General features: G+C 65.7%; 26 protein-coding genes. 20 read left to right on the top strand and 6 right to left on the bottom strand.

The genetic code is table 11. The annotated features are described in order from the left end of the window. Positions 1 to 185 precede the first annotated feature (185 nt). The 9 genes from Q0925_RS03820 (at position 186) to Q0925_RS03780 (ending at position 8,977) form a co-directional block, all read left to right on the top strand. A complete protein-coding gene (locus Q0925_RS03820) occupies positions 186 to 2,363 on the top strand; it encodes an amino acid permease (protein WP_299332051.1) in 2,178 nt (725 codons plus the stop codon). A 205-nt stretch (positions 2,364 to 2,568) separates the two neighbouring features. Continuing rightward, positions 2,569 to 3,078, top strand: a complete 510-nt coding sequence (locus Q0925_RS03815; RefSeq protein WP_299332050.1) for an Lrp/AsnC family transcriptional regulator — start codon at positions 2,569 to 2,571, stop codon at positions 3,076 to 3,078. Between the two features lie 72 nt (positions 3,079 to 3,150). Continuing rightward, entirely contained in the window at positions 3,151 to 3,765 is a 615-nt protein-coding gene (locus Q0925_RS03810) for an NfeD family protein (RefSeq protein ID WP_299332049.1), read from the top strand. Positions 3,766 to 3,839: 74 nt separating this feature from the next. Beyond that, complete coding sequence (locus Q0925_RS03805) at positions 3,840 to 4,364, top strand: transcription factor (RefSeq protein ID WP_299332047.1); 525 nt, start codon at positions 3,840 to 3,842, stop codon at positions 4,362 to 4,364. Next, positions 4,364 to 5,035: a DUF2110 family protein gene (locus Q0925_RS03800; protein WP_299332045.1), complete on the top strand. Its 672-nt coding sequence runs from the start codon at positions 4,364 to 4,366 to the stop codon at positions 5,033 to 5,035. The genes Q0925_RS03805 and Q0925_RS03800 overlap by 1 nt, the downstream gene beginning before the upstream one ends. After that, positions 5,036 to 5,830, top strand: a complete 795-nt coding sequence (locus Q0925_RS03795) for a DUF5803 family protein (protein WP_299332043.1) — start codon at positions 5,036 to 5,038, stop codon at positions 5,828 to 5,830. 87 nt (positions 5,831 to 5,917) lie between these two features. After that, complete coding sequence (locus tag Q0925_RS03790) at positions 5,918 to 6,604, top strand: competence/damage-inducible protein A (RefSeq protein ID WP_299332041.1); 687 nt, start codon at positions 5,918 to 5,920, stop codon at positions 6,602 to 6,604. A gap of 202 nt (positions 6,605 to 6,806) precedes the next feature. Beyond that, positions 6,807 to 7,865, top strand: coding sequence for an ATP-NAD kinase family protein (locus Q0925_RS03785; protein WP_299332039.1), 1,059 nt, complete (start codon positions 6,807 to 6,809; stop codon positions 7,863 to 7,865). Between the two features lie 80 nt (positions 7,866 to 7,945). Beyond that, positions 7,946 to 8,977: a PhoU domain-containing protein gene (locus tag Q0925_RS03780; RefSeq protein ID WP_299332037.1), complete on the top strand. Its 1,032-nt coding sequence runs from the start codon at positions 7,946 to 7,948 to the stop codon at positions 8,975 to 8,977. Between the two features lie 6 nt (positions 8,978 to 8,983). Here Q0925_RS03780 and Q0925_RS03775 read toward each other — a convergent pair whose 3' ends face one another. Further along, a complete protein-coding gene (locus tag Q0925_RS03775; protein ID WP_299332035.1) occupies positions 8,984 to 10,240 on the bottom strand; it encodes an LEA type 2 family protein in 1,257 nt (418 codons plus the stop codon). A 97-nt stretch (positions 10,241 to 10,337) separates the two neighbouring features. Between Q0925_RS03775 and Q0925_RS03770 the strand changes: the two genes are divergently transcribed. Beyond that, complete coding sequence (locus tag Q0925_RS03770) at positions 10,338 to 11,414, top strand: phytoene/squalene synthase family protein (protein ID WP_299332033.1); 1,077 nt, start codon at positions 10,338 to 10,340, stop codon at positions 11,412 to 11,414. Here the strand turns inward: Q0925_RS03770 and Q0925_RS03765 are convergent. Together Q0925_RS03765 and Q0925_RS03760 are read right to left on the bottom strand one after the other, a co-directional pair. Then, positions 11,411 to 11,674, bottom strand: coding sequence for a DNA-binding protein (locus tag Q0925_RS03765; protein WP_299332031.1), 264 nt, complete (start codon positions 11,672 to 11,674; stop codon positions 11,411 to 11,413). The genes Q0925_RS03770 and Q0925_RS03765 overlap by 4 nt on opposite strands. A gap of 2 nt (positions 11,675 to 11,676) precedes the next feature. Beyond that, positions 11,677 to 13,086 carry a hypothetical protein gene (locus tag Q0925_RS03760; protein WP_299332029.1) on the bottom strand — a complete coding sequence of 470 codons (1,410 nt, stop codon included), beginning with the start codon at positions 13,084 to 13,086 and terminating at the stop codon, positions 11,677 to 11,679. A 98-nt stretch (positions 13,087 to 13,184) separates the two neighbouring features. On the opposite strand from Q0925_RS03760, the gene Q0925_RS03755 reads away from it, so the two are divergent. From Q0925_RS03755 to Q0925_RS03740, 4 genes are all read left to right on the top strand, one after another. Next, the gene (locus tag Q0925_RS03755; protein ID WP_299332028.1) at positions 13,185 to 14,039 is read left to right on the top strand and encodes a cytochrome c oxidase subunit 3; all 855 of its coding nucleotides are present in this window, start codon (positions 13,185 to 13,187) and stop codon (positions 14,037 to 14,039) included. A gap of 53 nt (positions 14,040 to 14,092) precedes the next feature. After that, positions 14,093 to 14,320, top strand: a complete 228-nt coding sequence (locus Q0925_RS03750; protein WP_349254384.1) for a DUF7385 family protein — start codon at positions 14,093 to 14,095, stop codon at positions 14,318 to 14,320. A 75-nt stretch (positions 14,321 to 14,395) separates the two neighbouring features. After that, a complete protein-coding gene (locus tag Q0925_RS03745; protein WP_299332026.1) occupies positions 14,396 to 14,623 on the top strand; it encodes a CDGSH iron-sulfur domain-containing protein in 228 nt (75 codons plus the stop codon). A gap of 60 nt (positions 14,624 to 14,683) precedes the next feature. Beyond that, positions 14,684 to 16,690, top strand: a complete 2,007-nt coding sequence (locus tag Q0925_RS03740) for an FtsB family cell division protein (protein WP_299332024.1) — start codon at positions 14,684 to 14,686, stop codon at positions 16,688 to 16,690. On the opposite strand, the gene Q0925_RS03735 is transcribed toward Q0925_RS03740, so the two are convergent. Next, positions 16,687 to 16,992 (bottom strand): hypothetical protein, encoded by a 306-nt coding sequence (locus Q0925_RS03735; RefSeq protein ID WP_299332022.1) that lies wholly within the window; start codon positions 16,990 to 16,992, stop codon positions 16,687 to 16,689. The two genes, Q0925_RS03740 and Q0925_RS03735, sit on opposite strands and share 4 nt — an antisense overlap. Before the next feature lie 245 nt (positions 16,993 to 17,237). Between Q0925_RS03735 and Q0925_RS03730 the strand changes: the two genes are divergently transcribed. The 3 genes from Q0925_RS03730 (at position 17,238) to Q0925_RS03720 (ending at position 19,169) form a co-directional block, all read left to right on the top strand. Then, positions 17,238 to 18,569: an adenylosuccinate synthase gene (locus tag Q0925_RS03730; protein ID WP_299332020.1), complete on the top strand. Its 1,332-nt coding sequence runs from the start codon at positions 17,238 to 17,240 to the stop codon at positions 18,567 to 18,569. Between the two features lie 53 nt (positions 18,570 to 18,622). After that, positions 18,623 to 18,967 carry a hypothetical protein gene (locus Q0925_RS03725; RefSeq protein WP_299332018.1) on the top strand — a complete coding sequence of 115 codons (345 nt, stop codon included), beginning with the start codon at positions 18,623 to 18,625 and terminating at the stop codon, positions 18,965 to 18,967. A gap of 61 nt (positions 18,968 to 19,028) precedes the next feature. Beyond that, positions 19,029 to 19,169 (top strand): DUF7128 family protein, encoded by a 141-nt coding sequence (locus Q0925_RS03720; RefSeq protein ID WP_299332017.1) that lies wholly within the window; start codon positions 19,029 to 19,031, stop codon positions 19,167 to 19,169. 64 nt (positions 19,170 to 19,233) lie between these two features. Here the strand turns inward: Q0925_RS03720 and Q0925_RS03715 are convergent, their stop codons facing one another. Both Q0925_RS03715 and pan1 read right to left on the bottom strand, forming a co-directional pair. Then, positions 19,234 to 19,662 (bottom strand): DUF5796 family protein, encoded by a 429-nt coding sequence (locus tag Q0925_RS03715; protein ID WP_299332016.1) that lies wholly within the window; start codon positions 19,660 to 19,662, stop codon positions 19,234 to 19,236. Between the two features lie 254 nt (positions 19,663 to 19,916). Next, positions 19,917 to 21,131: a proteasome-activating nucleotidase Pan1 gene (pan1, locus tag Q0925_RS03710; RefSeq protein ID WP_299332014.1), complete on the bottom strand. Its 1,215-nt coding sequence runs from the start codon at positions 21,129 to 21,131 to the stop codon at positions 19,917 to 19,919. Between the two features lie 435 nt (positions 21,132 to 21,566). Between pan1 and Q0925_RS03705 the strand changes: the two genes are divergently transcribed. Genes Q0925_RS03705 through rad50 form a run of 3 tightly spaced genes read left to right on the top strand, consistent with a single transcriptional unit; the run spans position 21,567 to position 25,758 of the window. Continuing rightward, the gene (locus tag Q0925_RS03705; RefSeq protein ID WP_299332012.1) at positions 21,567 to 21,878 is read left to right on the top strand and encodes a hypothetical protein; all 312 of its coding nucleotides are present in this window, start codon (positions 21,567 to 21,569) and stop codon (positions 21,876 to 21,878) included. Then, on the top strand, positions 21,875 to 23,095 hold the full coding sequence (gene mre11, locus Q0925_RS03700; RefSeq protein ID WP_299332010.1) for a DNA double-strand break repair protein Mre11: 1,221 nt from the start codon (positions 21,875 to 21,877) through the stop codon (positions 23,093 to 23,095). The genes Q0925_RS03705 and mre11 overlap by 4 nt, the downstream gene beginning before the upstream one ends. Continuing rightward, positions 23,092 to 25,758 (top strand): DNA double-strand break repair ATPase Rad50, encoded by a 2,667-nt coding sequence (gene rad50, locus Q0925_RS03695; RefSeq protein ID WP_299332009.1) that lies wholly within the window; start codon positions 23,092 to 23,094, stop codon positions 25,756 to 25,758. Before mre11 ends, rad50 begins: the two co-directional genes overlap by 4 nt. Position 25,759: the final 1 nt, after the last annotated feature.

The raw sequence follows: 25,759 nt of genomic DNA, 5'->3' as shown, positions 1-25,759 counted from the left end.
ACGGATACACAGTATGTCGGCTCTCTGCCAACGAATCGTCAGTCAAACCGCCTGATTTATGCAGTTTCGTCGAGTAGGTAGAGCCATCACCGGAACATGGACCTACACAGTGACGCTCGATCTCTCCGGCCCATGAGCCGACGATCGACCAGTAGCGCAACCGACGGCGTAAGCGGGGCCGAGCGATGAAAGAACTCGAACGCGACCTCGGACTCCCGTCGGTGCTCGCCATCAGCATCGGCGCGATGATCGGGAGCGGCATCTTCATTCTGCCGGCGCTCGCGCTGAAGATCGCCGGCCCAGCGGTGATCCTCGCGTACCTCCTCGCCGGACTGCTTGTGGTGCCGGCCGCCCTCTCGAAATCGGAGATGGCCACCGCGATGCCCGAAGCCGGGGGGACGTATATCTACATCGAGCGTGGGATGGGCCCACTCCTCGGGACGGTCGCCGGCGTCGGGACGTGGTTCTCACTCTCGTTCAAAGGCGCGCTCGCGCTCGTGGGCGGCGTGCCATACCTGCTTCTTCTCCTCGACCTGCCGTTGAAACCGGTCGCCCTCGGGCTGGCGGGACTCCTGATCCTCGTGAACCTGATCGGCGCGAAACAGACCGGCAGACTACAGGTCGGTATCGTCGTCGTCATGCTGGCGGCGCTGGGGTGGTTCGCCGCCGGAAGTGCCCCGGGCGTGCAGTCGTCCAACTACGCCGACTTCTTCGCGGACGGGATCGGCGGCCTCCTCGCTGCGACCGGTCTGGTGTTTGTCTCATACGCCGGTGTCACGAAAGTCGCGAGCGTCGCCGAGGAGGTCGAGAACCCGAGCCGGAACATTCCGCTCGGCATTCTCGGCTCGCTCGCCTTTACCACCGTCCTGTACGTCGCTATCGTCGCCGTGCTGGTCGGAATCACCGATCCCGGGACGATTGCCGGATCGCTCACGCCGGTCGCCGACGCCGCGCAGGTGACGCTTGGGGAGGCCGGCGTCGTCGCGGTGATCCTCGCAGCCATCCTCGCGCTCATCTCGACGGCCAACGCGGGCATCCTCTCCTCGTCGCGGTATCCGTTCGCGATGAGCCGAGACGGCCTCGCCCCACCATCGTTGTCGAGTGTCAGCGATCGGTTCGGTACGCCGGTCACCTCGATCACGCTTACCGGGGCCGTGCTGTTGGTACTCATCGCCTTCGTCCCGATCCTCGACATCGCAAAGCTGGCAAGTGCCTTTCAGATCATGGTGTTCGGGCTGATCAACGTCGCTGTTGTCGCGTTCCGCGAGGGGAACGCCGAGTACGACCCTGCCTTCACCTCGCCGCTTTACCCGTGGATGCAGGTTTTCGGCGCAGTCACGGGCGTTCTCCTGTTGACACAGATGGGGACGGTCGCGCTCCTCGGCGCCCTCGTCATCACGGTCGGGAGCGTCGTCTGGTACGCCGCCTACGTCCGACCGCGGGTCCGTCGTGAGGGCGTCGCAACGGACGCGATCCGACGACAGGTCGGGCGAAACGCCCTCACCGACGTCGCCGACGCGACAAAGGACGGCACCCACCAGATACTCGTCGCGCTCCCCAAGGAGATCGGTCACGACCGCGAGCGAGCGCTCGTCGCCTTGGCCGCCGATGTCGTGCGCCCCGACGACGGGCGCGTGGTCGCGGTCCGGTTCGAAGAGATCCCGGATCAGGCACCGCTCACCGAGACCGCCGCGGTCCAGTCCTCGACCGATATCTCCTTCGAGACGCGGATCGAGGCGCTCACCGACGAGGTCGGCGTCGACGTCGAAGCCGACGAGGTCGTCAGCCACGACACGAAACACGCTATCGTCAACTTCGCCGAGGGCCACGAGATCGACGCGATCCTTGCCGAACACGAACCGCTCCGTCTCCGCTCGCGACTGCTCGGTGACCCCGTCGATTGGGTCGCCCGACACGCTCCGTGTAACGTGCTTCTCGTCGACAATCTCGGTTACGATGATCCCGAACACGTCGTTCTCGCAGGCGACGGGACCCCGTTCTCGCCCCGGACCGTGACCGTTGCCGGGGCCGTCGCGAGCGCGAACGACGGCTACATCTCGCTGTGGTACCCCGACGGCGCCGACACGACGGAACAACACCGAACCACCATGGACGACTACCGGACCGACCTTTCGGAGACGCTGTCGGTGCCGATCCGGTCCGGGACCGTCTGGACCGACGGTGGAACGCAGTCCCCACCCGACCTTCTTGTGCGCAGTGGCGATGACGGTCGACTCCGGGGCGCGTTCTCCGGTGACGGCCCGTTCGTCCCGAACCCCGGCTGTACGACCGTCACGGTCTATCCACGGGTGGACCGCCGCCCGCCGCTCGGCCGTCGGCTGCTCGAACGATTCGTCTTCTGACTGTCCGGCCGGTTGTCCCCGCCACTGTTGTCTGCACGACCGGCGGCACCTGTGTCGGCAAGGCGGTTCACGACGACCGGCATCCGAGCCGTGTGGCCCGTTTTTGGGCTGTGGACGGTCACCGTTTGGATGGCCCACGCGGTGCGTTGGCTCTCCGGCCGTTGACCAGAATAATAATATTTGTCGTGTCGAAACGCATGACGTAATGAAAGACGGTGATCTCGACTCCGTCGACCGGTCGATTCTCTACTACCTCCAACAGGACGCCAGGCGGACGTCGTCGAGCGACATCGCAAAGCAACTCGATCTGTCGTCAAGCACCGTTCGGACGCGGCTCAACAAACTCGAGGAGAGCGGCATCATTCGTGGCTACCACATCGACATCGACTACGATCTGGCCGGCTACCCGTTGTACACCAAGATCATCTGTACGGCTCCGGTCACCGAACGTGACGGCCTCGCGAACGAGGCCCGAAAGATCCACGGTGTCACCGCAGTCCGCGAGATCATGACCGGCAAGCGCAACGTGTACGTCAACGCCATCGGCGAGGACCACGACGACCTCAACCGTATCGCCGAGGACCTCGACGAGGTTGGTCTCGAGATCGTGGACGAACAGCTCATTCGGGACGAGTACGTCTGTCCGTACCACGGGTTCCTCGACGCCGGTGACGGCTCGCCGCCCGTCGACGCGGACGACGGGACCGAGCGGTGATCGCGGTTCGACCCTACCCCCGCCACCGCCGACAGCCGGTAGTATAAACGCCCGCGGCCCAAACCCTCTGGCATGGTCGTGCCCATGGAACCCCTACAGACGGGGGTCGAACTCGGCCCGGAGACGCTCCCGCTGTTGCTGGTGGCGGCGGGGCTGGTCCTTTCTATCGCGGAGGCGATGGCCCCAGGGGCACACTTCGCCGTGCTGGGGGTCGCACTGCTTGCCGCTGGCGTCACCGGAATGGTGCTTGGCCCGCTTGCCGGGCCGGCCGTACTCGGCGTTCTCGTTTTCGCCTTCGGCGCCCTTGCGCTGCTTGGCTACCGCCGGTTCAACTTCTACGGCGACGCGGCCGCCGGCCGGACGAGCGACTCCGATTCGCTCCGTGGCCGGACCGGACGTGTGACCGAACACGTCACCGCACAGTCCGGCGCGGTGAAACTCGACAGCGGTGGGTTCGACCCCAACTACGCCGCCCGCTCGATGGACGGCGAGATCCCCGTCGGGGCGGAGGTACTGGTCGTCGACCCCGGCGGCGGCAACGTGCTCACCGTCGCCTCGCTGGACGACGTTGAGGACGACATCGACGCCGAACTCGCCCGTGGGCGAGATGGTGTCTCGGAGTCCAACTCCGAGTCCGACTCCGAGCGCAACGACGAGGACCGCGAAGGCGAACCCGAGCGCGCTTGATCGGTTCTGGACCGCGCGACCGGCGGCAGACGGCACCGTGGCGTTTAAATCGACGCCGCTCCGAACGTGGTGCAATGGCTTTTGAGGAGTTGCTGAGCGATCCGGTGATTCAGAAGTACCTCCACGAACTCGTCGGGCCGACGGGGATGCCGGTCGCCGCCGCGCCGCCGGACGGCGAGGTGACAGACGAGGAACTCGCCGAAGAACTCGAACTGGAGTTGAACGACGTGCGCCGCGCCCTCTTTATTCTCTACGAGAACGACCTCGCACGGTACCGGCGCGTCCGTGACGAGGACTCCGGCTGGCTCACGTATCTCTGGACGTTCGAGTACGAGAACATCCCGGAGAACCTCGAGGAGGAGATGCACCGCCTGCTCGAAGCGCTCGAGGAACGCTTGGAGTATGAGCGAACCCACGAGTTCTACCTCTCGGAACCGGCGGGGATCCGCTTCGAGTTCAGCGAGGCGATGGAGTTTGACTTCCAGTGTCCCGAGACGGGGGCGCCGCTCGAACCCATGGAGAACGACGAACTCATCGAGGCGACGGAACGGCACATCGAGGAGCTCCGAAACGAACTCAGCGTGGACGCCATCCGCTGATGGTCGTTCTCGCAACCAAGTGTTACGTCGACGGCGACGCTCGCGGGCGGGCACTCGACGGGATGGACGCACTGATCGACAACGCGATTGGCGGTCTCGACGTGGAGTGGGAGGTCGGCGTCCGCCACGACGACTTTGTCTCCGTGACGATCACCGGCGATGACGCCGTGGCTGCGCGAAACGCCCTCGGCGAGGCGTGGGGGACCATCGGGACCGGCTTCGAGAACGGCGAGACGTACGTCGGGACCTTGGAGTCGTGGGACGAGGAGGGGATCGTTCTCGACGCCGGCGAGCGGATCCGGATCTCGGCCGACGAACTCGGGCTTGGACCGGGGTCGCCGTCGCAGGTTCGGGACCGGTTCGGGCTGGTCCAGCACCTCCCCCTGCAGTTTATCGCCGGGGAGCCGCCGCGTCTGGCCGACGCCGAGCGCGACCGTCTGTTCGGGTGGGCCCGCGGCGACAACGGTCGGCTGAACGTCAACAGCGCCACCCGTGGCGAGGTACGGGCAACGGCCAACCGCGCGGGCCACGCCCGCGATATCGTCACCGTTGAGCGACTGGGACTGCTCGAACAGAGCGTCGTTTGCGCCGAGGGGACCGACCCGCCGGGACTGCTCGCCAGCGTCGGTGAGTACCTCCCCGCGGAGCTGAAATGTGTCATTCCCGGATAGATGAATCGGCGTTACCTGATACCGCTCGCGCTCGCCGTTCTTCTCCTCACGTCGGGGTGTGCCGGCTTCTTTACCGGGGGCCCGGTCTCCGACGAGCAACTCGACGAGGAGCCGCCGTCGCAGTACGCTTGGGACAACGACGTCGACGCCCACATCACGATCACCGAGAACGCCCGGTTCCAAGCCGTGTACGACCTTGACGACCCTTCGATGGAGTTGTTCCGGCGCGATGGCTTCGGCGGCCGAAACGCCATCCCGGTGTCGGCGGTCCGGTATCGCTACCCCAACGGCACGATCATCTCGGGAACGGAACTCGTTGCCCGCGGCGGCTCGGTGAACCGGTCGCGTGAGCGCGTGTCGGTGTCGCTGCCCGACGACGCCCCGAGTGACGGTGGCGGCCAACTCGCGTTCACCTCCTCCAGTACGCCCAAGCGATTCAGCCTCCCGGCGTTCGTCAACGGGTCGTACGCGGTGGTGTTGCCGCCGAACCGCCGCGTCGCGGTGTTTCCGTTCGGGCAGGCCGACCCCCGCGGCTACGAGGTCGAGACCGACGGTGACCAGCGGATCGTCCGCTGGGAGAGTGTCGAGGCCGACGCCATCTCGGTCCAGTTCTACCTCCAGCGTGACCTGCTGATCTTCGGCGCCGCGGCGGCGGTGTTGGTTGTCGTTGGGGTCGGCGGCGGGTTCTATTACAAGCGCCGTATCGATGCGCTCCGGCGACAGCGCGAGGAACTCGGCCTCGATGTCGAAACCGACGACGAGTTCGGCGACGACCCGCCGCCCGGAATGGGGTAACATCGGGCCGGGCGACACCGGTCACCGGTCTCTAGGTGCCGGACCGGTGTCACGGCAGTTTTCAACCCCGGTCGCATACGTCGGTGTATGCGAGCTGCGGTCGTCACCGTCGGCGACGAACTACTCTCCGGGGACACGGTCGACACGAACGCCTCGTGGCTCTGTAACCGCCTCGACGAGCGCGGTGTCTCGGTCGAGCGAATCACCACGGTTCCGGACCGCATCGCCGACATCGCGCGTGTCATCAACGAGTATCGCGCGGAGTACGATGCCGTTCTCGTCACCGGTGGGGTCGGGCCGACCCACGACGACATGACAATGGACGGTGTCGCCACGGCGTTCGGCCGCGAGGTGGTCCACAGCGAGGCGGCCGAGGAGTGGCTGGTCGAACACACCGACTACGCCGCCGCTGACCTCACCGAGGGCACGACACACCTTCCGGCCGGCGCTCGGATGCTCCCCAACCCCGAAGGCGTCGCGCCGGGGGCGGCGCTCGATCGGGTGTACGTTCTGCCGGGTGTCCCCGGCGAGATGAAGGCGATGTTCGAGGAGGTCGCCGAGGAGTTCGAGGGCGACCACACTCACGTCGAGGTGGTGCGAACGGCCGAACCGGAGAGTGCGCTCATCGATCGAATCGAGACCGTCCGGGAGGAGTTCGACGTGACCGTGGGAAGCTACCCCGGCGACGACGTTCGCCTGAAACTAACGGCGGGGGACCCGGAGACGGCGGCGGCGGCGGCCGCATGGCTTCGCGAGCGGGTCGACCCCGCATAACCTAGCGACCGAGATACAACAGCCAGAGAATCGTCAACGCGAGACTGGCGAGTAGTACGGCCAGGCCGGCTTCCGCGATGGGGAGAGGCTCCTCGGTCTGCAACATGAAAAGCGGGAGCATATCAAGTGGTATCGGTGGCAGTGGGTTAAGCTTTCATCACCCAGTCGCGTCGCTTTTTCCCCGCCGTCCCCTACAACCGGTATGCGACTCGGGTTCGTGGTCAACCCCATCGCCGGCATGGGCGGACGGGTCGGCCTGAAAGGAACGGACGGGAAAGTCGAGGAGGCCCGCGAGCGGGGGGCCGCCCCCCGAGCGCCGGACCGGGCGGCCCGTTCGCTCGCGGCCATCGCCGCCCGTGTCGACGACGTGGCGCTTTCGACCTGGGGCGATCCGATGGGCGCGGCGCTCGCCCGGGAGGCGGGCTACGACCCCGACGTGCTGGGAGAGCCTTCTGGACCGGAGACGGGTGCCTCCGACACGCGGGCGGCGGCCGAGGCGTTCGTTGAGGCGGACGTCGACGTGGTCTGTTTCGTCGGCGGCGATGGCACGGCCGCGGACGTTGCGGACGCACTCTCCGGGACCGACGTGCCGATTCTCGGTGTGCCCGCAGGTGTCAAAGTGTACTCCTCGGTTTTTGCCGTCTCGCCGGAGGACGCCGCCGATGTGATCGCGACCTTCGAGCGGACCGAGCGCCGCGAGGTGATCGACATCGACGAGGACGCCTACCGCGAGGGATCGGTCGACCCGGAACTCCGCGCGGTCGCAACCGTCCCCGTCGGCGAGGACCTCCAGTCGTCGAAACAGACGGGAAGTGGCAACGTCGAATCGCTGGCCGAGGGATTCGCCGCCGAGGTCGACCCCGAGGTGACATACGTCCTCGCACCGGGAAGCACCGTCGGCGCGATCAAGACGGCGCTCGGGTTCGAGGGCTCGTCGCTTGGGGTCGACGTGTGGCGCAACGGCGAGGTGCTTGCGGCGGACGCGAGCGAGTCGGAGATCCTCGACTGCTTGGGCGAGCGCAACGTGATCGTGGTCTCGCCCATCGGCGGGCAGGGCTTCGTTTTCGGCCGGGGTAATCCACAGCTCTCCCCGGCGGTTATCCGCCGGTGCGAGGTCGAAATCGTCGCCTCGCGGACGAAACTCGACGACATCGGCCGACTCCGAGTCGACACCGACGACCCGGACTTAGACGCGGAACTCCGCGGGTGGGCCCGCGTCCGCGTCGGCCGCTTCGAGTCCCGACTGCTGGAGGTTGCCTGAAACCGCCGGACATCAACACCATTCATCGTATATTATGCCCGATGGTGAAGATTAAGGTCATCGGCCGGATTACGTGTGGTATGGAAACACGAAAAGTACAACAGCTGGGACCGTCGACGCTGGCGATGACGCTCCCAGCGGAGTGGGCCAAAGAACACGACGTTGAGAAGGGCGACGAGGTGTCCCTTCGGATGGGCGGGAAGGGGACACTGACCGTTCTTACGGAGTCGGCGAGCACCGAGGGGTCGACCGCGACGATCAACGCCGACAACCTCAACGCAGGAGCGCTTGAACGCGCCATCGTCGCCCAATACGTTCTCGGGCGACGCGTCATCCACATCACGAAATCGGAGGGCGCGCTCGACAGCGAACACATCAACGCCGTCTACCGGGCCGAGACCCAACTGATGGGTCTCGGTGTCATTGAGGAGACGCCCGAACGGATCGCAATCCGGTGCTCGGTCGACCCCGAGGATTTCACGCTCGACAACCTTCTCGAACGCCTCGAAAACACCGGGGGAACGATGCGAAACGAGTCGGTGAAAGCCATCGCCCACGGCAACGCTGATCTGGCCGAACGGGCGCTGAACCGGGAGCGACAGGCGAACAAGATCTTCGTTCTCCTCCTTCGCCTGATCTTTATGGCGTATCAGAACCCGAACCTCGCGCGTGCGGTCGGGCTTGAATCCGGGTTCCCGCTGATCAGCTACCGGTCGGTGGCAAAGAATCTCGAACTCACCGCGGACAACGCCGAGGACATCGGCAACATCGCCCTTGATGCGACGAACAACACCCTCGACATCGACGGCTCGATGATGCGACGCATCCGCGACTACACCGAACAGGTCGACGAGATCACGGCGACGGCCGTCGAGGCGGTCGTCGAACGCGAGTACGACAAGGCCACCGCAGTCGGGCGGATGTTCGAGGAGATCAGCGACCGTGAACTCGAGATCATCAAGGACCTCCCGGACATGACGAAGGTCGAACTCCTGCGGACCCGCGAGGTGCTCGTCAGCCTCCAACAAACCGCACAGTACGCGATGCGAAACGCGGAAATCGCCGCCAATCTCGCGCTCAACGAGGAGTCCGAACACGTCGCGATAGAGTAGCGCCGCCTACCGAACCGGTGCCGTCACGTCATCCGGCGCGCTCACGTCGAGGAGGCCGCCGTCGTCGGTGGGGACGGCCGTCGGCGTCGACGTAGGTGTGGACGTAGGGGTGGGGGTCGCCGTCGCAGTCTCCGTGGCCGTCGCCGTCGACCCGTCCCCGCCGTCCAAGAGACCGCCGTCGTCGGTGGATGTGGCGGTCGGCGTCGACGTAGGGGTCGGCGTGGGCGTCGGCGTCGCCGTCCCGTCGTCGGCGGGCGTTGGCGTTCCGTCACCCCCGTCGGCGGGTGTCGGGGTCGGCGTCTCGTCCTCCTCGTCCGCCCCGCTCGACCCCTCCTTGTTGCCGAAGATGTCCGTCTCGATTGTCTCCGTGTAGGTCAGGGGATCTATCGGTATCTCGACTGTCCCAGTCGGGAGTTCGACCCGCGCGGCGAAGTCGATCCGGAGTTCGGTCACCTGGTCGTTGTTCAGGTGGGTCACCCACCACTCGTCGATGTTCTCGTTGTTCAGGGTCGTGGTGGCACGGATCGTTCGCGCCTCGCCCGGCGGGATCACGCCGTGGCCCTCGGTCGCGCCGGAGCCCATCTCGACGCCGTTCATCGTCACCTCGTAGCTGAGTTCGGAGACGGGAACGGGGTAGGGGTTCGGGTTTGAGACGACAAACCGCATCTCGATCCGGGTCGCCGACTCGCCGACCGCGCCCCACTGAGCGCTCATCTCCTCGATGTAGAGGACCGGTTCGCCGCTCGGTCCCTCCTCGCCGACCGGCCGGCGCTCGGTGGAGTTGAACGCGGAGATGATGTCGGTTTCGATGGTTCGGGTCACCTTCGGCGCGCCGAAGGAGGCCCCGAGCAGCGAGGAGTGAACGTCGGCGTTGACCGCCAGTTCCGTCCGCTCGCCGTTGCGGATGTGGCTCACCCACCACGGGGGGATGCGCTCGTTTTCGAGGGCCGTCGTCATCGGTATCGTCGACTCGCCGCGGGGGATCGAGATTCCCTCCTTGACGCCGGTCGCCATCCGGATGCCGTTCATCTCGATGGCGTAGTCGACGGTCAGGCCGCCGAGCGTCGCCCCGATCGGGTTCGGGTTCGAGACCCCGAGGTCGCTTTCGACCACGGTCGTCGTTTCGTTGACCGCCCCGAACCGGTTGTCGACGCCGTCGACCGACGGCTGACTGAATACGAGAACGGCGACGACGGCGAGGAGGAGTACGCCGATGACGAGCAGTCGGCGGACCGAGAGATGTGAGCGAAGCCAAGAGAGCATACCGGGCCCACGGACGGGCCGATGATACGAGTTGTGGCTCCGACCGTGGACCTACGAGACTTTTTAACCCTAGGGTCGTTACGCAAAGGCGCTCCGAATGTCTCGACACGCAGCAAGACCGCCCGGGAACCGGGCCGACCTCGACTGGTGTCACGAGGCGGTGCAGGGTGTCTCTCGAACGTTTGCGTTGACCGTCGACGTACTCGACGAACCGATGGCGTCGTACATCTGTATCGGCTACCTACTTTGTCGTGTCCCCGACACCGTCGAGGACGCAGACCACATCCCGCCGGCGACGCAGGCACGACTCCTCCGCGAGTACGACGCGGCTCTTGACCCCGACGATGACACCGATCCCGACGCCTTCCGGGCGTCGGTCGACGAGTGGCTCCCGGCACCCGACGACCGGACCGACGACTGGGAGGTCGTCGCCAGTACGCCGCGGATCGTCCGAACCTTTCGGGCGCTCCCGGACGACGTCCGTGAGGCGGTCACGCCACCCGCCCGCGAACTCGTTCAAGGGATGGCGATGTTCGTCGAGCGCTACGCCGACGAGGGCGGCCTCCGTATCCAGTCCCGTGAGGAACTGGAGGAGTACTGCTACTACGCCGCCGGCACCGTCGGCACCCTCGTCACCAACCTCCTCGCGCGTGGTGACCTCAGCCAAGGCCGCCGCGCCCGTCTCTACGACACCGCCGAGGAGTTCGGCCTCCTTCTCCAGTTGGTCAACGTCGCCAAGGACGTGTACGACGACTTCACCGAGGAAGACAACGTCTACCTGCCGGCCGAGTGGTTGGCGTCCGAGGGTGTCCCACAGGAGGCGGTCGTCGACTCGGCACACAAATCCGGCGCGGCGGCGGTCGTCCGCCGGACCGCCCGCCACGCCCGATCCTTTCTCGACGACGCCCAGACGTATCTGGAAACCGTCCCTACAACCGACGGCAACACCGTCGCCGCGTGGGCGATCCCGTTCCTGCTTGCGGTCGGGACGCTTCGCGAACTCCTCGCACGCCCGGAGGACGCCCTCTCGGAGACCGGCGTGAAGGTTTCGCGTCAGGAGGTGTTTGCCGTCGTCGCCGAGATGACCGGGACCGGTTCTCGTGCGCCACTCGCCGACCTCCGCGAGGATATCGCCGGCCAACCGTTCCACCGAGCGAGCGGACAGGCCGACTAAGTGACCACGGCGTAGGTCATCAGGAACCCGAAGTACAGCGCCACGAGCGCCGCCAGTGCGAGCAGTCTGAACCGCTTGAGGTCGGCCACTTCCGACTCGCGGGCGGACTCAAACGCGTCCCGTTCGGCCGCCGACAGGTCCGCCGCATGGTCGAGTCCTCGGTGGAGGGCCAGATACTCCTCGTCGGCGAACGGCTGTCCGCATCGCTCACAGACGTGTTCGGACGTGTCGGGCGGGACGTGCGTGTCGTTGGTGAACATGGTCAGGAGGCGATGAATGGGGGAGCGACGTACGGTTCCGCGACGATCCAGAGACTGAGCATGGTGTATCCGACCATCACGGCGGTCACGCCGTACTGGCTCCGGACGGCCTGCAGACGCGAGGGAAACAGGTCGTACGCGGTGGCGTGGGCGACCCAGACGGCGAGGAGGTGACCGAGCAAAACGAAGGCGAGTTCGACGCCCCCAAACCACGCCGGAAGGGCGGCCAACTGCGGCGGCGACGCCGGCGGGGAGAGGGGGGCGGCGGCGACGGCCGACAACGTCGGCCCAAGCACCAGCACCGACCCGATGTTGTGTGCGAGGTGGTAGCCGGCGGCGATGGGGAGCAAGGAGGGGGCGAACCGGCAGGCGAGATACGTCGCCGAGAGATACGTTTCGGCCCGCCGCCGGCCGAGTCGCGCCGCCGCGCGGTACGCCAGATAGAACAGGGCTGCCCCCCCGAGGTACGCGCCGACGTAGACACCGAGTGCCGGAACGCCGGCGTCGACGGTCGCGCGCACGCCAGCCGCCCACGGGCCGGTCGCGACGAACCCATCGTACGTGGTGACAAACAGCAAGGTGACAACGAAGGCCACGTCGTCGCGGCCGTCGAGAACGGTGTCCGGGAGCGCGCCGCCGGGAAGGCGCACACGGAGACGGCCGTTTTCGACGCCAACCGGCGCGAGCCACCCGTAGAACCGGAAGGCACGAGCGAGGGGATCGACGCTCCCGAACCACCGGTTCGTGCCGACGACGGCGCTCCCACCGACGGTTACGACGGCGTACGCCACGAGAACGGTCGCAAGCAGTCGCGGATCGTCCGCCAACGGCGTCGCAACCTCGACCCACACGAGAACGAGAAGGCCGACGACGCTCGGCCACGACCCGAGCCGTTCGGGGTAGGGGCGGTTGAGCGACGGGACACGCTCGGCGAGAACACGAAACGGATTGAGCGTCGGCCACGAGTTCCCAAGCAGATAGGTGGAGGCGACGAATCCGCCCCACCAGCCGACCCAGACGATCAGGACCGCGAGGTTGCGGACGCCGGTCGACGGCCCGACGTAGCCCACCGCGACCGTGACACCGAGCAGAACAACAGCGCCGACGCCCGCGACGGCTCGGACGATCCGTCCGGGTGTCGGCAGGGGGCGCCCCCAGTCGTGGACGGCGGCGACCAGTCGCCGATCGGTGACAAAGCTCGCAAGCAAAAAGGAGACACCGACGACGCCGCCTCCGGTGAGCAAGAAGAGCCACGTCGGGACGCTGATCGGGTTCCGCCCGGTACCCCGGAGACCGCCGCTGTGGGCGGCTGCGACGCCGACACAGGATAGCAGGAGGATAACGCCGACACCGATCCCGACGCCGCGTACGACACGTCTTCGACCATGGCCTCGGCGTCGACGCGGTAGCATCAAGCGGGAGTTTGACCGTCGTCGTGGTGTAGCTTCCGGAACCGACCGGGCCGCCGGCGTTGGGAGGATTTTTAATAGTCGAATCTCAACAGGGGTATATGAGCACCGATCACGGCGGGGACGACCACGAACACCACCTCCCGGCGGTGGAAGACTGGCCGAGGGGGTTCGGCGAGGCGAGCTGGTGGCCTTTCATCACCGCGTTGAGCGCCGGCGGCATCTACCTCGGTGCCGCCCTCTTCATCGTTGCGGGCGGTTCCGATTCGACGATCGACCCGATGTACGCGCCGCTGCTCACGGCCGCGAGTGTCGGGGGCTTTCTGTTCGGGTTGTACGGCTGGCTCTACCACGCCTTCGTCTCCGAGTTCTGGTCGAGCGGCGGTGACGAGAAGAGCGCGTCAGCGCTCCGTTGGGGCATGATCGCGTTTCTCGGCTCGGAAATGGCGACGTTCGGAGCGGTGTTCACGTACTACTTTTTCATCCGGGCGGGCACGTGGCCGCCGGGTGAACTCCCCCACCTGACGGGGTCGCTTGTCATCATCAACACGGCCATCCTGATCGCGTCGAGTCTCACGCTCCACTGGGCCCACGTCGCCATCCGAAACAACGATCGCCGCAAGTTCGTCATCGGGTTGTTGGTGACGGTTCTGCTCGGTGTCGTGTTTATCGGTGGACAGATCTATGAGTACTACGAGTTCATCGTCCACTCGGAGTTCACCTTTGCCTCCGGCTTTTTCGGCTCGGCGTTTTTCGGACTGACCGGCCTGCACGGACTCCACGTCTCGCTGGGCGGCGCACTCCTCGCTATCGTTACGGTTAGAGCGCTCGCAGGCCAGTACTCCGCCGACCGGCACGTTTCTGTCAGCACCGTCTCGATGTACTGGCACTTCGTCGACGTGGTGTGGATCTTCCTCGTCGTCATTCTTTATCTCGGCGCGTCTGTCGGCGCGTAACCGCCGTCCGTGGCCGCCGTAGATTTATGTAGGTTCACGCGACAGATATAAACATGGATGGTTTCGAACAGCTCGTGTCGTCGCTCACGCCCCGAGAGGAGAACGACGAGATCAAACTCTACCAGAACACCGTCTCAGTTGCGTGCCCGGTCTGTGAGGATCCGTTCGACGACCTCGTCGTGTGCAAAAACGAGGCGACCAGCCTCGAACAGATCGAGCCCCTCGATCTCTGTGTCACGATCCACGACGACAGTCCGCTCCTGTTTACACACAAACACTGAGACTGCGTCGTCGTCGACCACCTGTCGTTGACCCGCGCCACAGCTTCTAAAGCGCTCGATCACCGACCGTGTGCCATGCGGGAAGTGACCCACACCGCGACCGGGCCGAAGATCATCACCCCTACCGATATCGACGACGAAAACGGCGACATCGCCGTCTGTCTGTGTGGGCTGAGCGAGACACACCCCTTCTGTGATGGCTCACACCGGCGGGCCGAGAACGAGGATCCCGACGAACGGTACAAATACATCGACGGGGAGCGCCGACAGGTGACGGTGAAATTCGCCGACGAGACGGAGTAAGTCGGACGGCGCGGCTCTTCGCCGGAAAGTATTTGGATCACGTTCGTCCATACCTACACGATGGACGGCGAGATTCTCGACACGGTGACCGAGTGGGGAACCCGTTCCGTCGGGGACGGTGTCAGTGGGCTCTACGATCTCGCCGATGCGGGGTTCTCCGGGGCCGTAACCGACGGGACCGTGTGGGCGTTTTTCCTCAACGGACGGGTCGTTGGCGTGTTCGACGGCGATATCGACGATCTCGAGGATGCCTCGCTGACCGCGCATACGGCTCCCGACATCTCGTTGCCATTGTTGTATGCGATGCAGGCCGGTGGGGGAGAGACGCGCGGACAGTACTACTCGAACGAGACGCCGTTGTCCGAACTCGACGAGACGCTCTCCGCCGGTAACTTCGTCGGCTACGTCGAACTCTCGGAGAACGTTCTTTCGGGGGATTACTACGTCGTCTACTACGGCGGACGGTCGCTCCCGGTCGCCTTTGTCGGCAATGAACCTCGGCTGCTCACCGGCGACGAGGCGTTCGACCGCGCGGCCGACGAGGTGGGTATCTACGCCGTTATCGACGCGGACGTGACGGTCGTCGACCTGCCCGACCGCCCCGAACCGGCCGGTGAGGGGTCGGGGGGCGCGGCCGGGACGTCGGTCAACGCCGGTACCGACACCGACGAGGACCTCACGATTGACGGCACGACGACGCCCGAGACGAACACCGACGGCCGGACCGACCGGTCGCCGGCGAACGCCACCGGTGACGACGGCGCCACCGGCGTGGTGAGTGCTGACACGGCTGTCGACGACGGGGACGGCATGTCCGCCGATGCCGCCGACGCCCCCGACGACGAGATGGAGCCCGAAGATCCGGACGTAGACCTCCAAGCGGCGATGGAGAACTCGACGGGTGAGACGGCTTCCTCACCGCTGTCGACGGAAACCGACGCGGCCGACACCGCCGACGCGTCGGCCGAGCCGAAACCCGACCACGACGAGTCGTCCGTCGGGGGACCGGCCCCGGACGGGGCCGAAGCACCGTCGACCGATGTCTCCGAGGCCGGGACGGGGACGGGGACGGGGACCGAGTCGACACAGAGTCCGGACCTCGACCCGGAGTCGGAGCCGGAGTCGGACGTAGCAACGGCGGACGCGTCGACACCTGCCGACACATCCGACGAAGCCGAGCGCCTCCGCCGCGAACTCGCCGACGCCCGGGACGCGCTCGCCGAAGCGAAAGCCGACCGCGACGAGTACCGGGCGGAGGTCGAGCGACTCCGCGACCGGGTCGAGCGTCTGGAGGCGACGGCCGACACCCCGACCGGAACGGAACGGACGCTCGCCCCCGCCGAGGCGCTTTCGAGAACGAATCTATTCGTCAGGTACGATGACAAGTCCAGCGCGACGATCGAACACGCCGCGGCGGGCCGCGTTCCACAGGAGGAGTTGCGCGCCAACCTTCGGATCGACTACCACACCGAGTTCGAGACGGGGAACGTCCGGGTCGACGGCCGGTCGTTCGAGACGTTCCTCCGTGGGACGACCGAACACCGGTTCACCGAGTGGCTGCTGACCGAACTGCTCTACGAGATCAGACGGGTCGACGCCCAGTCGGACGTTTCGAAACTGTTCGAGGCGATCGAGGGGATCGATCGGATCGATATCGACGGCGAGGTGTCCGTCGACGGCGGGAGCGCCGACGTCGACGCCGACACCGACGCCGGCGAGGAGACGATGTCTTTCGACGTGGTGTGTCGGGGCAAGATGGGCGCCCCGTTGTTCGTCGCCGACTTCTCGGACTCCCGGGATCCGACGCGTGTATCGACGATCGAGTCGATGCTGGATCGGACGACCCCAGTCGCCGAGTCGAACGAGTCGCTCGCGGCGGCGACTGTCGTGACCACGAGTTTTTTCGACGCCGACGCGATGGAGGCTGCGGTTGACGCGACGCGAGGTGGGCTGTTCAGCCGTAGTTCACAACGGAGCTACGTAAAACTCTCACGCAAACACGGCTTCCACCTGTGTCTGGTCGAGGCGCGAGACGAGGACTTTTTCCTGACGGTTCCGGATCTCTAACTCTGGACCTCTGCGGTCTCTTCGATTTTCATCGAATCGAGTTTCTCAACGATGGAGTCCATCTTCTCGTCGAGTTCGTCGACGAAATCCGCGGTGTCGTCGGTGGTGATCGCACCTTGGCTCGACGGTTCGATGAGATTCTCCTCCTCGAGAACGCGGAGTGAGTACCTGACCTTGTGGTGGGGGTATCCGGTTTCGTTGGACATCTTCACGATACCGATGGGTTCGTTCCCGATGACCATCCGCAACACCTGAAGATGGCGTTCCAGCATATCGACTTCTTTCTCAAGCCTGTCTATCATGACACTTGTTAACTCGTCATTGCGGGGTTTAAAAGTTGCTGTGAGTTCCGACGGCTGGGACCGAACAGTTGTTTCTCGGAGTCGGCGGAATTAATACTTCGGGTCCCTGCCGATCGGGGTCTTTGCTCCCGCAAGCCTTTCCTGTCGGTCGATTCACGTCACATATAGGTTCGACCGCCGGGGTCGCCAAGGGAACGAGCGTATCGTAATCGGTTTAGCGAGTCGGACGAAACTCACGGCCGGATATGACAGTCACCATCGTCGGCTCCCAGCTCGGAGACGAGGGCAAGGGTGCCCTCGTCGACCTGTGGGGTGGGAACGCCGACATCGTGGTCCGGTATCAGGGTGGGGACAACGCCGGCCACACCGTCGTCGAAAACGGCGAAGAGTACAAGCTCTCTCTCGTTCCGAGCGGAGCCGTCCGTGGAAAGATCGGTATCCTCGGCAACGGCTGTGTGGTCAACCCGCGGACCTTGTTCGACGAACTGGACACACTGCGTGACCGTGGTCTCGACCCAGACGTTCGTGTCGCGTGTCGCGCCCACGTAATCATGCCGTACCACCGCGTTCTCGACGGTATCGAGGAGGAGGAGAAAAGCGACGACGACCTAGAGGCCGGCACCACGGGCCGCGGAATCGGCCCGACGTACGAGGACAAGGTCGGCCGTCGTGGGATCCGTGTCGGCGATCTGCTTGACCCCGACGTGCTCCGCGACCGCTTGGAGTACGTCGTCCCACAGAAGCGTGCGGTTGTCGAGGACGTGTTCGGCATGGATGCCGGCGAGGAGTTCGACGTTGAGTCCCTCCACGAGGAGTTCGTGGCCATCGGCCGCCGACTCGAGGAGGAAGGCATGACCGTCAACGCAGGCGACTTTCTCGGCACGAGACTCGACGCCGGCGAGAACCTGTTGTTCGAGGGTGCTCAGGGCACGTCCATCGACATCGACCACGGCATCTACCCTTATGTCACCTCTTCCAACCCAACCGCCGGCGGGGCGTCGACCGGAACCGGTGTCGGCCCGACCGTCGTCGGTCGCGGCGAGGTTGTCGGCGTCGTGAAGGCGTATCTCTCACGTGTCGGCACCGGTCCCCTGCCGACCGAACTCGACGGCGACGACGAGGAGTTGGCCGACTACATTCGGGAGAAAGGCGGCGAGTTCGGCACCGTCACCGGCCGACCGCGCCGCATCGGGTGGCTCGATGTCCCTATGCTTCGCCACGCCGCCCGCGTGAGCGGCTTCACCGGCATTGCGGTCAACCATCTGGACGTGCTCGCCGGGATGGACACGGTGAAACTCGGCGACGCGTACAAACTCGACGGCGAGCGCATGGAAACGATGCCCGCGACGACCGAGCGGTGGGCCGACTGTGACCCCATCCTCAAGGAGTTCGATCCGTGGCCAGAGGTAGACTGGAGCGCCGTCGCCGGCGAGGGGTACGACGCGCTCCCGGCGGCCGCACGAACGTACCTCGACTACCTGAGCGACGAGGTAGGAGCCCCAATCTACGCCGTCGGCGTCGGCCCGGACCGCGCCGAAACCGTCGAACTCGTCGATCCCTTCGAGCGCGACGCGTAGCCGGACCGGAGACGGCGCGGAGCGTTTTTACTCCTCGCCACACCGCCTTCGATATGCACCGTTCGATCCGATACGTCGTTGCCCTTCTCGTCGGCGTCGGGCTTGCCGTTGCCGCCGGCGTCCTTTCGGATACCCACGGCCTTCCGCTGATTTCTATTGCGGTCGTTTACACCGCCACCACCGTCCTCGTTCTCGCTCACCGGAACGACTGGGCCGGACTGTCGGGGAAAACGACGGGAACATCGCGGAGAGTCGGCGCCATCGGCGGTGGTGTCGGTGCCTTCGCGGGGGCGACGCTGCTACAGGTTTCTATCCCGGTCGGTGTGACCGGACTCGGGTTGTATCTGTTCGGCATGGCCGTGGTCGTCGCGGACGTGTCGCCGGTCTCCGACGGATGACAAACGCGCCCGCCGCGACAATCGGGGTAATCTTTTATTTTCCGCTCGCCGATATACACACATGGTAACCACAACCGAACGGGACGGCATGACGTGGTACGAGTGTGAAACCTGCGGGATGCTGTTCGATGCCGAGGAGGACGCAACCCAACACGAGGACCACTGCGACGGCGACGACGCTGACCCCTCCTATCTGCAGTGACGCGTTCTGTCGGCTGTGACCGGTTCGATGTGCGGGGTCCCCGACCGACCGCCGGTCGACGGTGTCACCCCTCGACCAGTTCGTAGGACTGTTCGCCCCAATCGTCCTCGACAAAGACGAACACGCGCCCCCGCGTCACCGACGGATCCGCCTCGACCCGACACCGCATCCCGTCGGGCGTGGCGACGGTGACGCCGGGAAACAGTTCCTCGGCCTCGCCGCCGTCGAGGACGATCCGACCGACACCCGTCGATTCGAGAATGTCGTCGTGGGTCTTACGATCGTTAACGTAGATCATCACGCCCTCGCTCTCATCCGGATCGGTGACGAGAACGTGGACTTCCTTTCCCGGCCCGGTGGTGAGCGTTTCGCCCGCCTTCTCCGGTACGCCACGGTAGAAGGTCGTCCGCCCGTCGAGGTACTCGACCTCGACCCCACTATCGAGGAGTTCCACGGGCAGGGTACTGGGGGCAACATCGTTGCGGATGGTCATACTCCTTTTATCACCTGCCGGGGCAAAAGCGCCGCGTCACGGGACGGGGTGGCCTCCGTTCCCATGTTCCTCAACTGTGTGTCCCGATCCGACGGGCCCGCGTGACACGCCCCCGTCCCGATGGAAGGGTGTACGTCTCATCGCTGTCGGTCCGCTCGTTTCCGGGGTTGGCCCCTTCCAGTGGGTTAGAGCGCGTCAGGGGCCGAGTCCGGGTACAAAAGCGGAAGCGGCACCGACCGAACGGTGAGTCGCGCCTACACGAACGCCGGTGACGTCGTGTCGTCGGTCGTCTCGGCGCTTATCTTCTCCCACGCCGACACGAAGTCGTCCATGTATATTTCGGTCCGGTCGTCGCGGATGGCGAACATTCCGGCCTCGGTACAGACCGCCTTGATATCCGCCCCGGAGGCGCTGTCGGCCACGTCGGCCAGTTCGTCGAAGTCAACGTCGTCCGCAATATTCATATCGCGGGTGTGGATCTTGAAGATGATTTCGCGACCCTCGTCGTCTGGCTTTGGCACCTCGATGAGGCGGTCGAACCGACCGGGTCGAAGAATGGCGGGATCGAGCATGTCGAAGCGGTTGGTCGCGGCGATGATGCGGACCTCGCCCCGTTCCTCGAAGCCGTCCATCTCCGAGAGGAGTTGCATCATCGTCCGCTGGACCTCGGCGTCGCCGGAGGTTTTCGAGTCAGTTCGCTTCGACGCGATGGCGTCGATTTCGTCGATAAACAGAACGGCAGGTTCGCTCTCCCGGGCCACCTCGAAGAGGTCGCGGACGAGTTTTGCGCCCTCTCCGATGAACTTGTGGACGAGTTCCGACCCGGCCATCTTGATAAACGTGGCGTCGGTCTGGTTTGCGACGGCTTTCGCGAGCATCGTCTTCCCCGTTCCCGGCGGGCCGTGAAGCAGGACACCCGACGGCGGGTCGATGCCGACATCCTCGAACATGCCGGGACGTTTCAGGGGCATTTCGACCGTCTCGCGGACCTCCTTCATCTGTTCTTCGAGACCCCCGATATCCTCGTAGCGCACGTCCGGGCTGTGGTCAACCTGCATCACACGGGCCCGCACGTCGGTTTCCTTATCAAGACGCTTGACGACGGAGAGAGAGTTGTTCACCGCGACCCGAGCGTCGGGTTCGAGTTCCGACCGCATCTCGTCGGTGACCTCGGTCACCGCCTCCTGATTGTTGCCGTGCTGTTTGATGATGATGCCCTCGTCGGTTATCTCCTGAACCGTCGCGACGAACAACGGCGACTGCTTGAGCTTCTTGTTCTCGTGGGTCAACCGCTCGAGTTTCTGCTGGTACTTGTTGTTCTCGGCGTTGGCGTCCAACAGTTTGTCTCGCATCTCCTCGTTTTGTCCCTCCAACACGTCGAGGCGCTCGCGGAGGGCTTCGATCTTCTCCTGTTGAGACGTCGCCTCCTCGTCGTAGGGGAAGTCGACCTCATCTACGGTATCGGTCATTACACATTTTAAGTCGCAGACTCATAAGAGGCTTCGGGTGCGTGCGGTCCTCGCCGCGAGCCGTTCCCCCAAGCACCGGCGATACATAGCCGGACAGAGCGCCTGCAGAGAACGAACGCTCCCTCCATTGTGCCCCAGAACCGAGGGGAGATACGGAGACGACGGCGAACGGTTTACACGGCGTACGTCGGACCGGTGGGCCGACGTTCGTGGCCTGTCCGGTGTCGCACTCGTCGCGACCCCGTTCGGACACACCGGATCGTCGCGTCGAAGCCAACTCGCCGACGGAACGCTGCTGCCGCCACGGGCGGTTCGTCACGCGCCGACCCGGCCCGAGGACGCCGGCGTGGCCGAGACTCCGGCCTCGGTTTCGGGTGCCTACGGCCGACTCCACTCGGTGAAAATTTACCACCGAACGGGCTCTCACCTTGCCCCGTGACAGACGACGTTCGAACGGCGCTCCGTGCGCTTGCGACCGACGGCCGTGCCGCCGACGCCGCCGACCCAGCGGCCGTCGTCGACGAGGCCGACGCGGCCCGCGGCGACGTTCGCGACGCCGTGGCGTTTATCACTGACGGCGGTCTCGCCCGACTCCGAGCGGCAATCGACCACGCGGACCCCGAGACTGCCCGCCGGGGATGGCGCGTTCTCGACGACCTCCGGGAGTTCCGACGGGTGGTGACGAACCACTTTCGCCCCGGTCGCGGAACGGTTTTGAGTCCCGGGGAGAAACATTCCGAGCGATGACCCGGGTGATCCACACCGGCGACACCCACGTCGGCTACCGACAGTACCACTCGCCCGACCGCCGGCAGGACTTTCTCGACGCGTTCGAGGCGGTTATCGGCGATGCGACGGCTGCGAACGTCGACGCCGTGATCCACGCCGGCGACCTGTTTCACGACCGCCGGCCCGACCTCCCCGATCTGCTCGGCGTGCTCTCCGCACTCCGGGATCTCTCGGCGGCCGACATTCCGTTTCTCGCCGTCGTCGGCAATCACGAGGCGACCCGTGGGAGCCAGTGGCTCGACCTGTTTTCCGACCTCGGGTTGGCGACGCGGCTCGACGACGCGCCGACCGTTGTCGACGACACGGCCTTCTACGGTCTCGATCATGTCCCCCGGTCCCGCCGCGACGACCTCGACTACGAGTTCACCCCTCACGACGCCGACACCGCCGCTCTCGTTGCCCACGGCCTGTTCACCCCGTTTCCACACGCCGACTGGGAGACAGAGACGGTGCTTGAAGCGTCGACCGTCGACTTCGACGCGGTGTTGCTCGGCGACAATCACGTCCCTGACCGCGCCGAGGTTGACGGGACGTGGGTGACATACTGCGGATCGACCGAGCGCGCAAGCACGGACGAACGCGAAGCGCGTGGCTACAACCTCGTCGAGTTCGGAGCCGACGTGGGCGGCGACGCGGCCGTCGACATCCGGCGGCGGTCGCTGGACACGCGTCCGTTCGTTTTCGTCGACGTGGAACTCGCCCCCCGCGAGGGGGTCGACCGCGTTCGGGAACGGCTCCGCCAGCACGACCTCTCGGAGGCGGTGGTCGTGGTGACGATCACCGGCGACGGCGACCCCGTCGCCCCCGCGGCCGTCGAGGAGGCCGCCGTCGACGACGGTGCCTTGATCGCGCGGGTCACGGACCACCGCGCGGTCGGCGGCGACGTGACGGCCACCGCCCCCGATGTCGACTTTGCCGATCCGGACGCCGCCGTCCGGGAGCGCCTCCGTGAGATGGATCTGTCCTCGCTCGGTCGCCGCCTCGACGAGACGGTCCGCGACGACGCGGTAGCCGACTCGAACGTTCGCGACCGGGTCGCGGCGTTCGTCGCCGACGCCGACCCGACGACCGACGGGTCGTCGTCCGATGACTCCGCCGACGAGACGGACGGCGACTCGGACGATGAGGCACCGACCGACCCCGAGGATCAGGTGTCGATGGAGGACTTTCTATGAGGTTCGACCGGATCCGCTTGCGGAACTTCCGACCGTACGACGACGCGGACCTCAGCCTCCGCGACGGCGTGACCGTGATTCACGGGCTCAACGGGAGCGGGAAGTCATCGCTGCTGGAGGCCTGCTTTTTTACGCTGTACGGATCCACCGCACTCGATGGCACCCTCGATGAGGTGATCACCAACGGCGAGACCGAGGCCGAAATCGACCTGTGGTTCACACACGCCGACGACGCCTACCACGTCCACCGTCGTCTCCGGAAGTCGGGCGACCGGACGACGACCGCCGACTGCGTTCTCGACGGCCCGGACGTGACCGTCGAGGGGGCACGGGACGTGCGGGCGTTCGTCGCCGACCTTCTCCGGATGGATGCCGAGGCGTTCGTCAACTGCGCGTACGTCCGGCAGGGAGAGGTGAACCAGCTTATCAACGCCTCGCCCGGCCAGCGACAGGACGTGATCGACGACCTCCTGCAGTTGGGACGACTGGAGGAGTACCGCGACCGCGCCGCCGCCGCCCGCCTCGGGATCGAGGACGTCCGCTCGGAGAAACGGGGCGAACTCCGGAAGGTGGAGTCACAGATCGAGACAAAAGAGGGTGAGAATCTCTACGCGGCCCTCGACGGTTTCGAGAACGACCTGGTGGACCTCGATGAGCGGATCGAACACTACGAGAGCCAGCGGGAGAAAGCCGAGCGAACCAGAACCGAAGCGAATGCAGTTCTCGAGGAGTACAACGAGCGGCGGGCGGATCTCGACGCCGTCGAGAACGACATCGACGGACTGGAGACGACGATCCGGGAGGCCGAGCGCGAACGCGAGACGCACCGCGAGGCGGTCCGCGAGGCGCGTGAGCGGATCGAGCAACTGGAGACCGAAATCGAGACGCGTCTCGATTCGGCAGCATTGGGCGAGGCGACCGAGGCGGCCGTCGAGAGCCGTCGGACGGAACTCGCCAAACGCGAAGAGACTCTTCGAGACGCCCGGTCCGAGGCGAACGCGTCGGCGACGGGGCTGCGAAACCAGGCGGAGAACCTGGCGGCGAAAGCCGACGACCTGGCCGATCGCGCCGATGAGGTGGAGGCACGGGCGGCGGACCGTCGTGAGGCCGCGACGGACCGCGAGAACGCCGCCGCGGAACGGGAGGCCACGATCGAAGACCTGGATACGGAGGCGGCGGAACTGACCGCCGAGTTCGACGACGCCCCCGTCGACCGCGGCGAGGCAGTGGCGCGACGGGACACGCTGCGCGAGCGCCGCGGGGAGGCCCGCGAGCGGGCCGCGGAACTCGACGCCACGCTGTCGTCGGCTCGCGACCGGGTCGCCGAGGTCGAGGAGCTGCTCAACGCCGGCAAGTGTCCCGAGTGTGGTCAGTCCGTCGATGACTCCCCGCACGCGGACCGTCTCAAGGAGTACCGCGAGCGGGTCGATCGGCTGGCGGCAGACTTGGCCGATGCCCGCGAGCGCGCAGCCGATCTCGACGACCGTACCGAGACACTCGACGCCCTTGTCGAGGCAGAGACGCGACTGGCCGACATCGACGCCGAGCGCGACCGTCTCGAGGAGCTGGCGACGGCGGATCGCGAGACTGCGGCCGACCTCCGTGCCGACGCCGAGGAGGCAGACACGGAGGCGGCCGACCTTCGGGAGCGGGTCGCGGAGACCCGCGAGATCGCCGCCGAGAAGCGTGCCGAGGCGGCCGACGCCGAGGACCGCGTCGAGGAACTGACGACGGACCTCGACCGGATCAACGCGGCGCGGGAGCGACTCGATGCCGTCGAGGAGCGACTCGATCGGATCGACGACTGCGAGGCGACGATCGAGCGCCGTAACGAGAGCGCCGAGCGAATCGCAGAGACGAACGACGAGCGCCGTGACCGACTTGCCGAACTGCGGGAACGCCGAGATGATCTCCGCGATGCCGTCGACGAGGAGGCCGTCGAGGCGGCCCGCACGAACAAGAAAAACGCAGAGGAGTATCTGGAAGATGTCGAGGCCAAACTCACCGAACTGGGGACGAAACGCGACGCGTTGCAGGAGCGGATCGGCGGTGTGAGAAGTGAAATCGACGCGTTAGAACGGCTCCGGGGAGAACGTGACGCGTTGGCCGAGCGAGTCACGGCGCTCAACGACCTCCACGAGGAGTGTTCGCGACTGGAGACCACCTATGCCGACCTGCGGGCGGAACTGCGCCAGCGCAACGTCGAGACGCTCGAACGACTCTTGAACGAGACGTTCGACCTGATCTACGGCAACGACGCCTACGCACGCCTCCGCTTGAACGGCGACTACGAGCTTTCGGTCGTCCAGAAAGACGGGAGCGAACTCGACCCCGCACAACTGTCGGGCGGCGAGCGCGCGCTTTTCAATCTCAGCCTGCGGTGTGCAATCTACCGCCTGCTGGCCGAGGGTATCGATGGCGCGGCCCCGATGCCGCCGCTCATCCTCGATGAACCGACCGTCTTTCTCGACGCCGGGCACGTCTCTCGGCTGGTCGACCTCGTCGAGGAGATGCGCGACCTGGGCGTGGCACAGATCGTCATCGTCAGCCACGACGAGGAACTCGTCGGTGCGGCAGACGACCTCGTCCGCGTCGAGAAAGACCCACGGACGAATCGCTCGACGGTGTCCCGTTCCCGTCCGGCCGCCGTCGCCGAGAAGTGAG

Origin of the sequence: Haloplanus sp. (assembly GCF_028275055.1) — an archaeon.
In the GTDB taxonomy this organism is placed as follows: Archaea; Halobacteriota; Halobacteria; order Halobacteriales; family Haloferacaceae; genus Haloplanus.
This window is presented reverse-complemented; position numbering and strand designations above follow the sequence as displayed.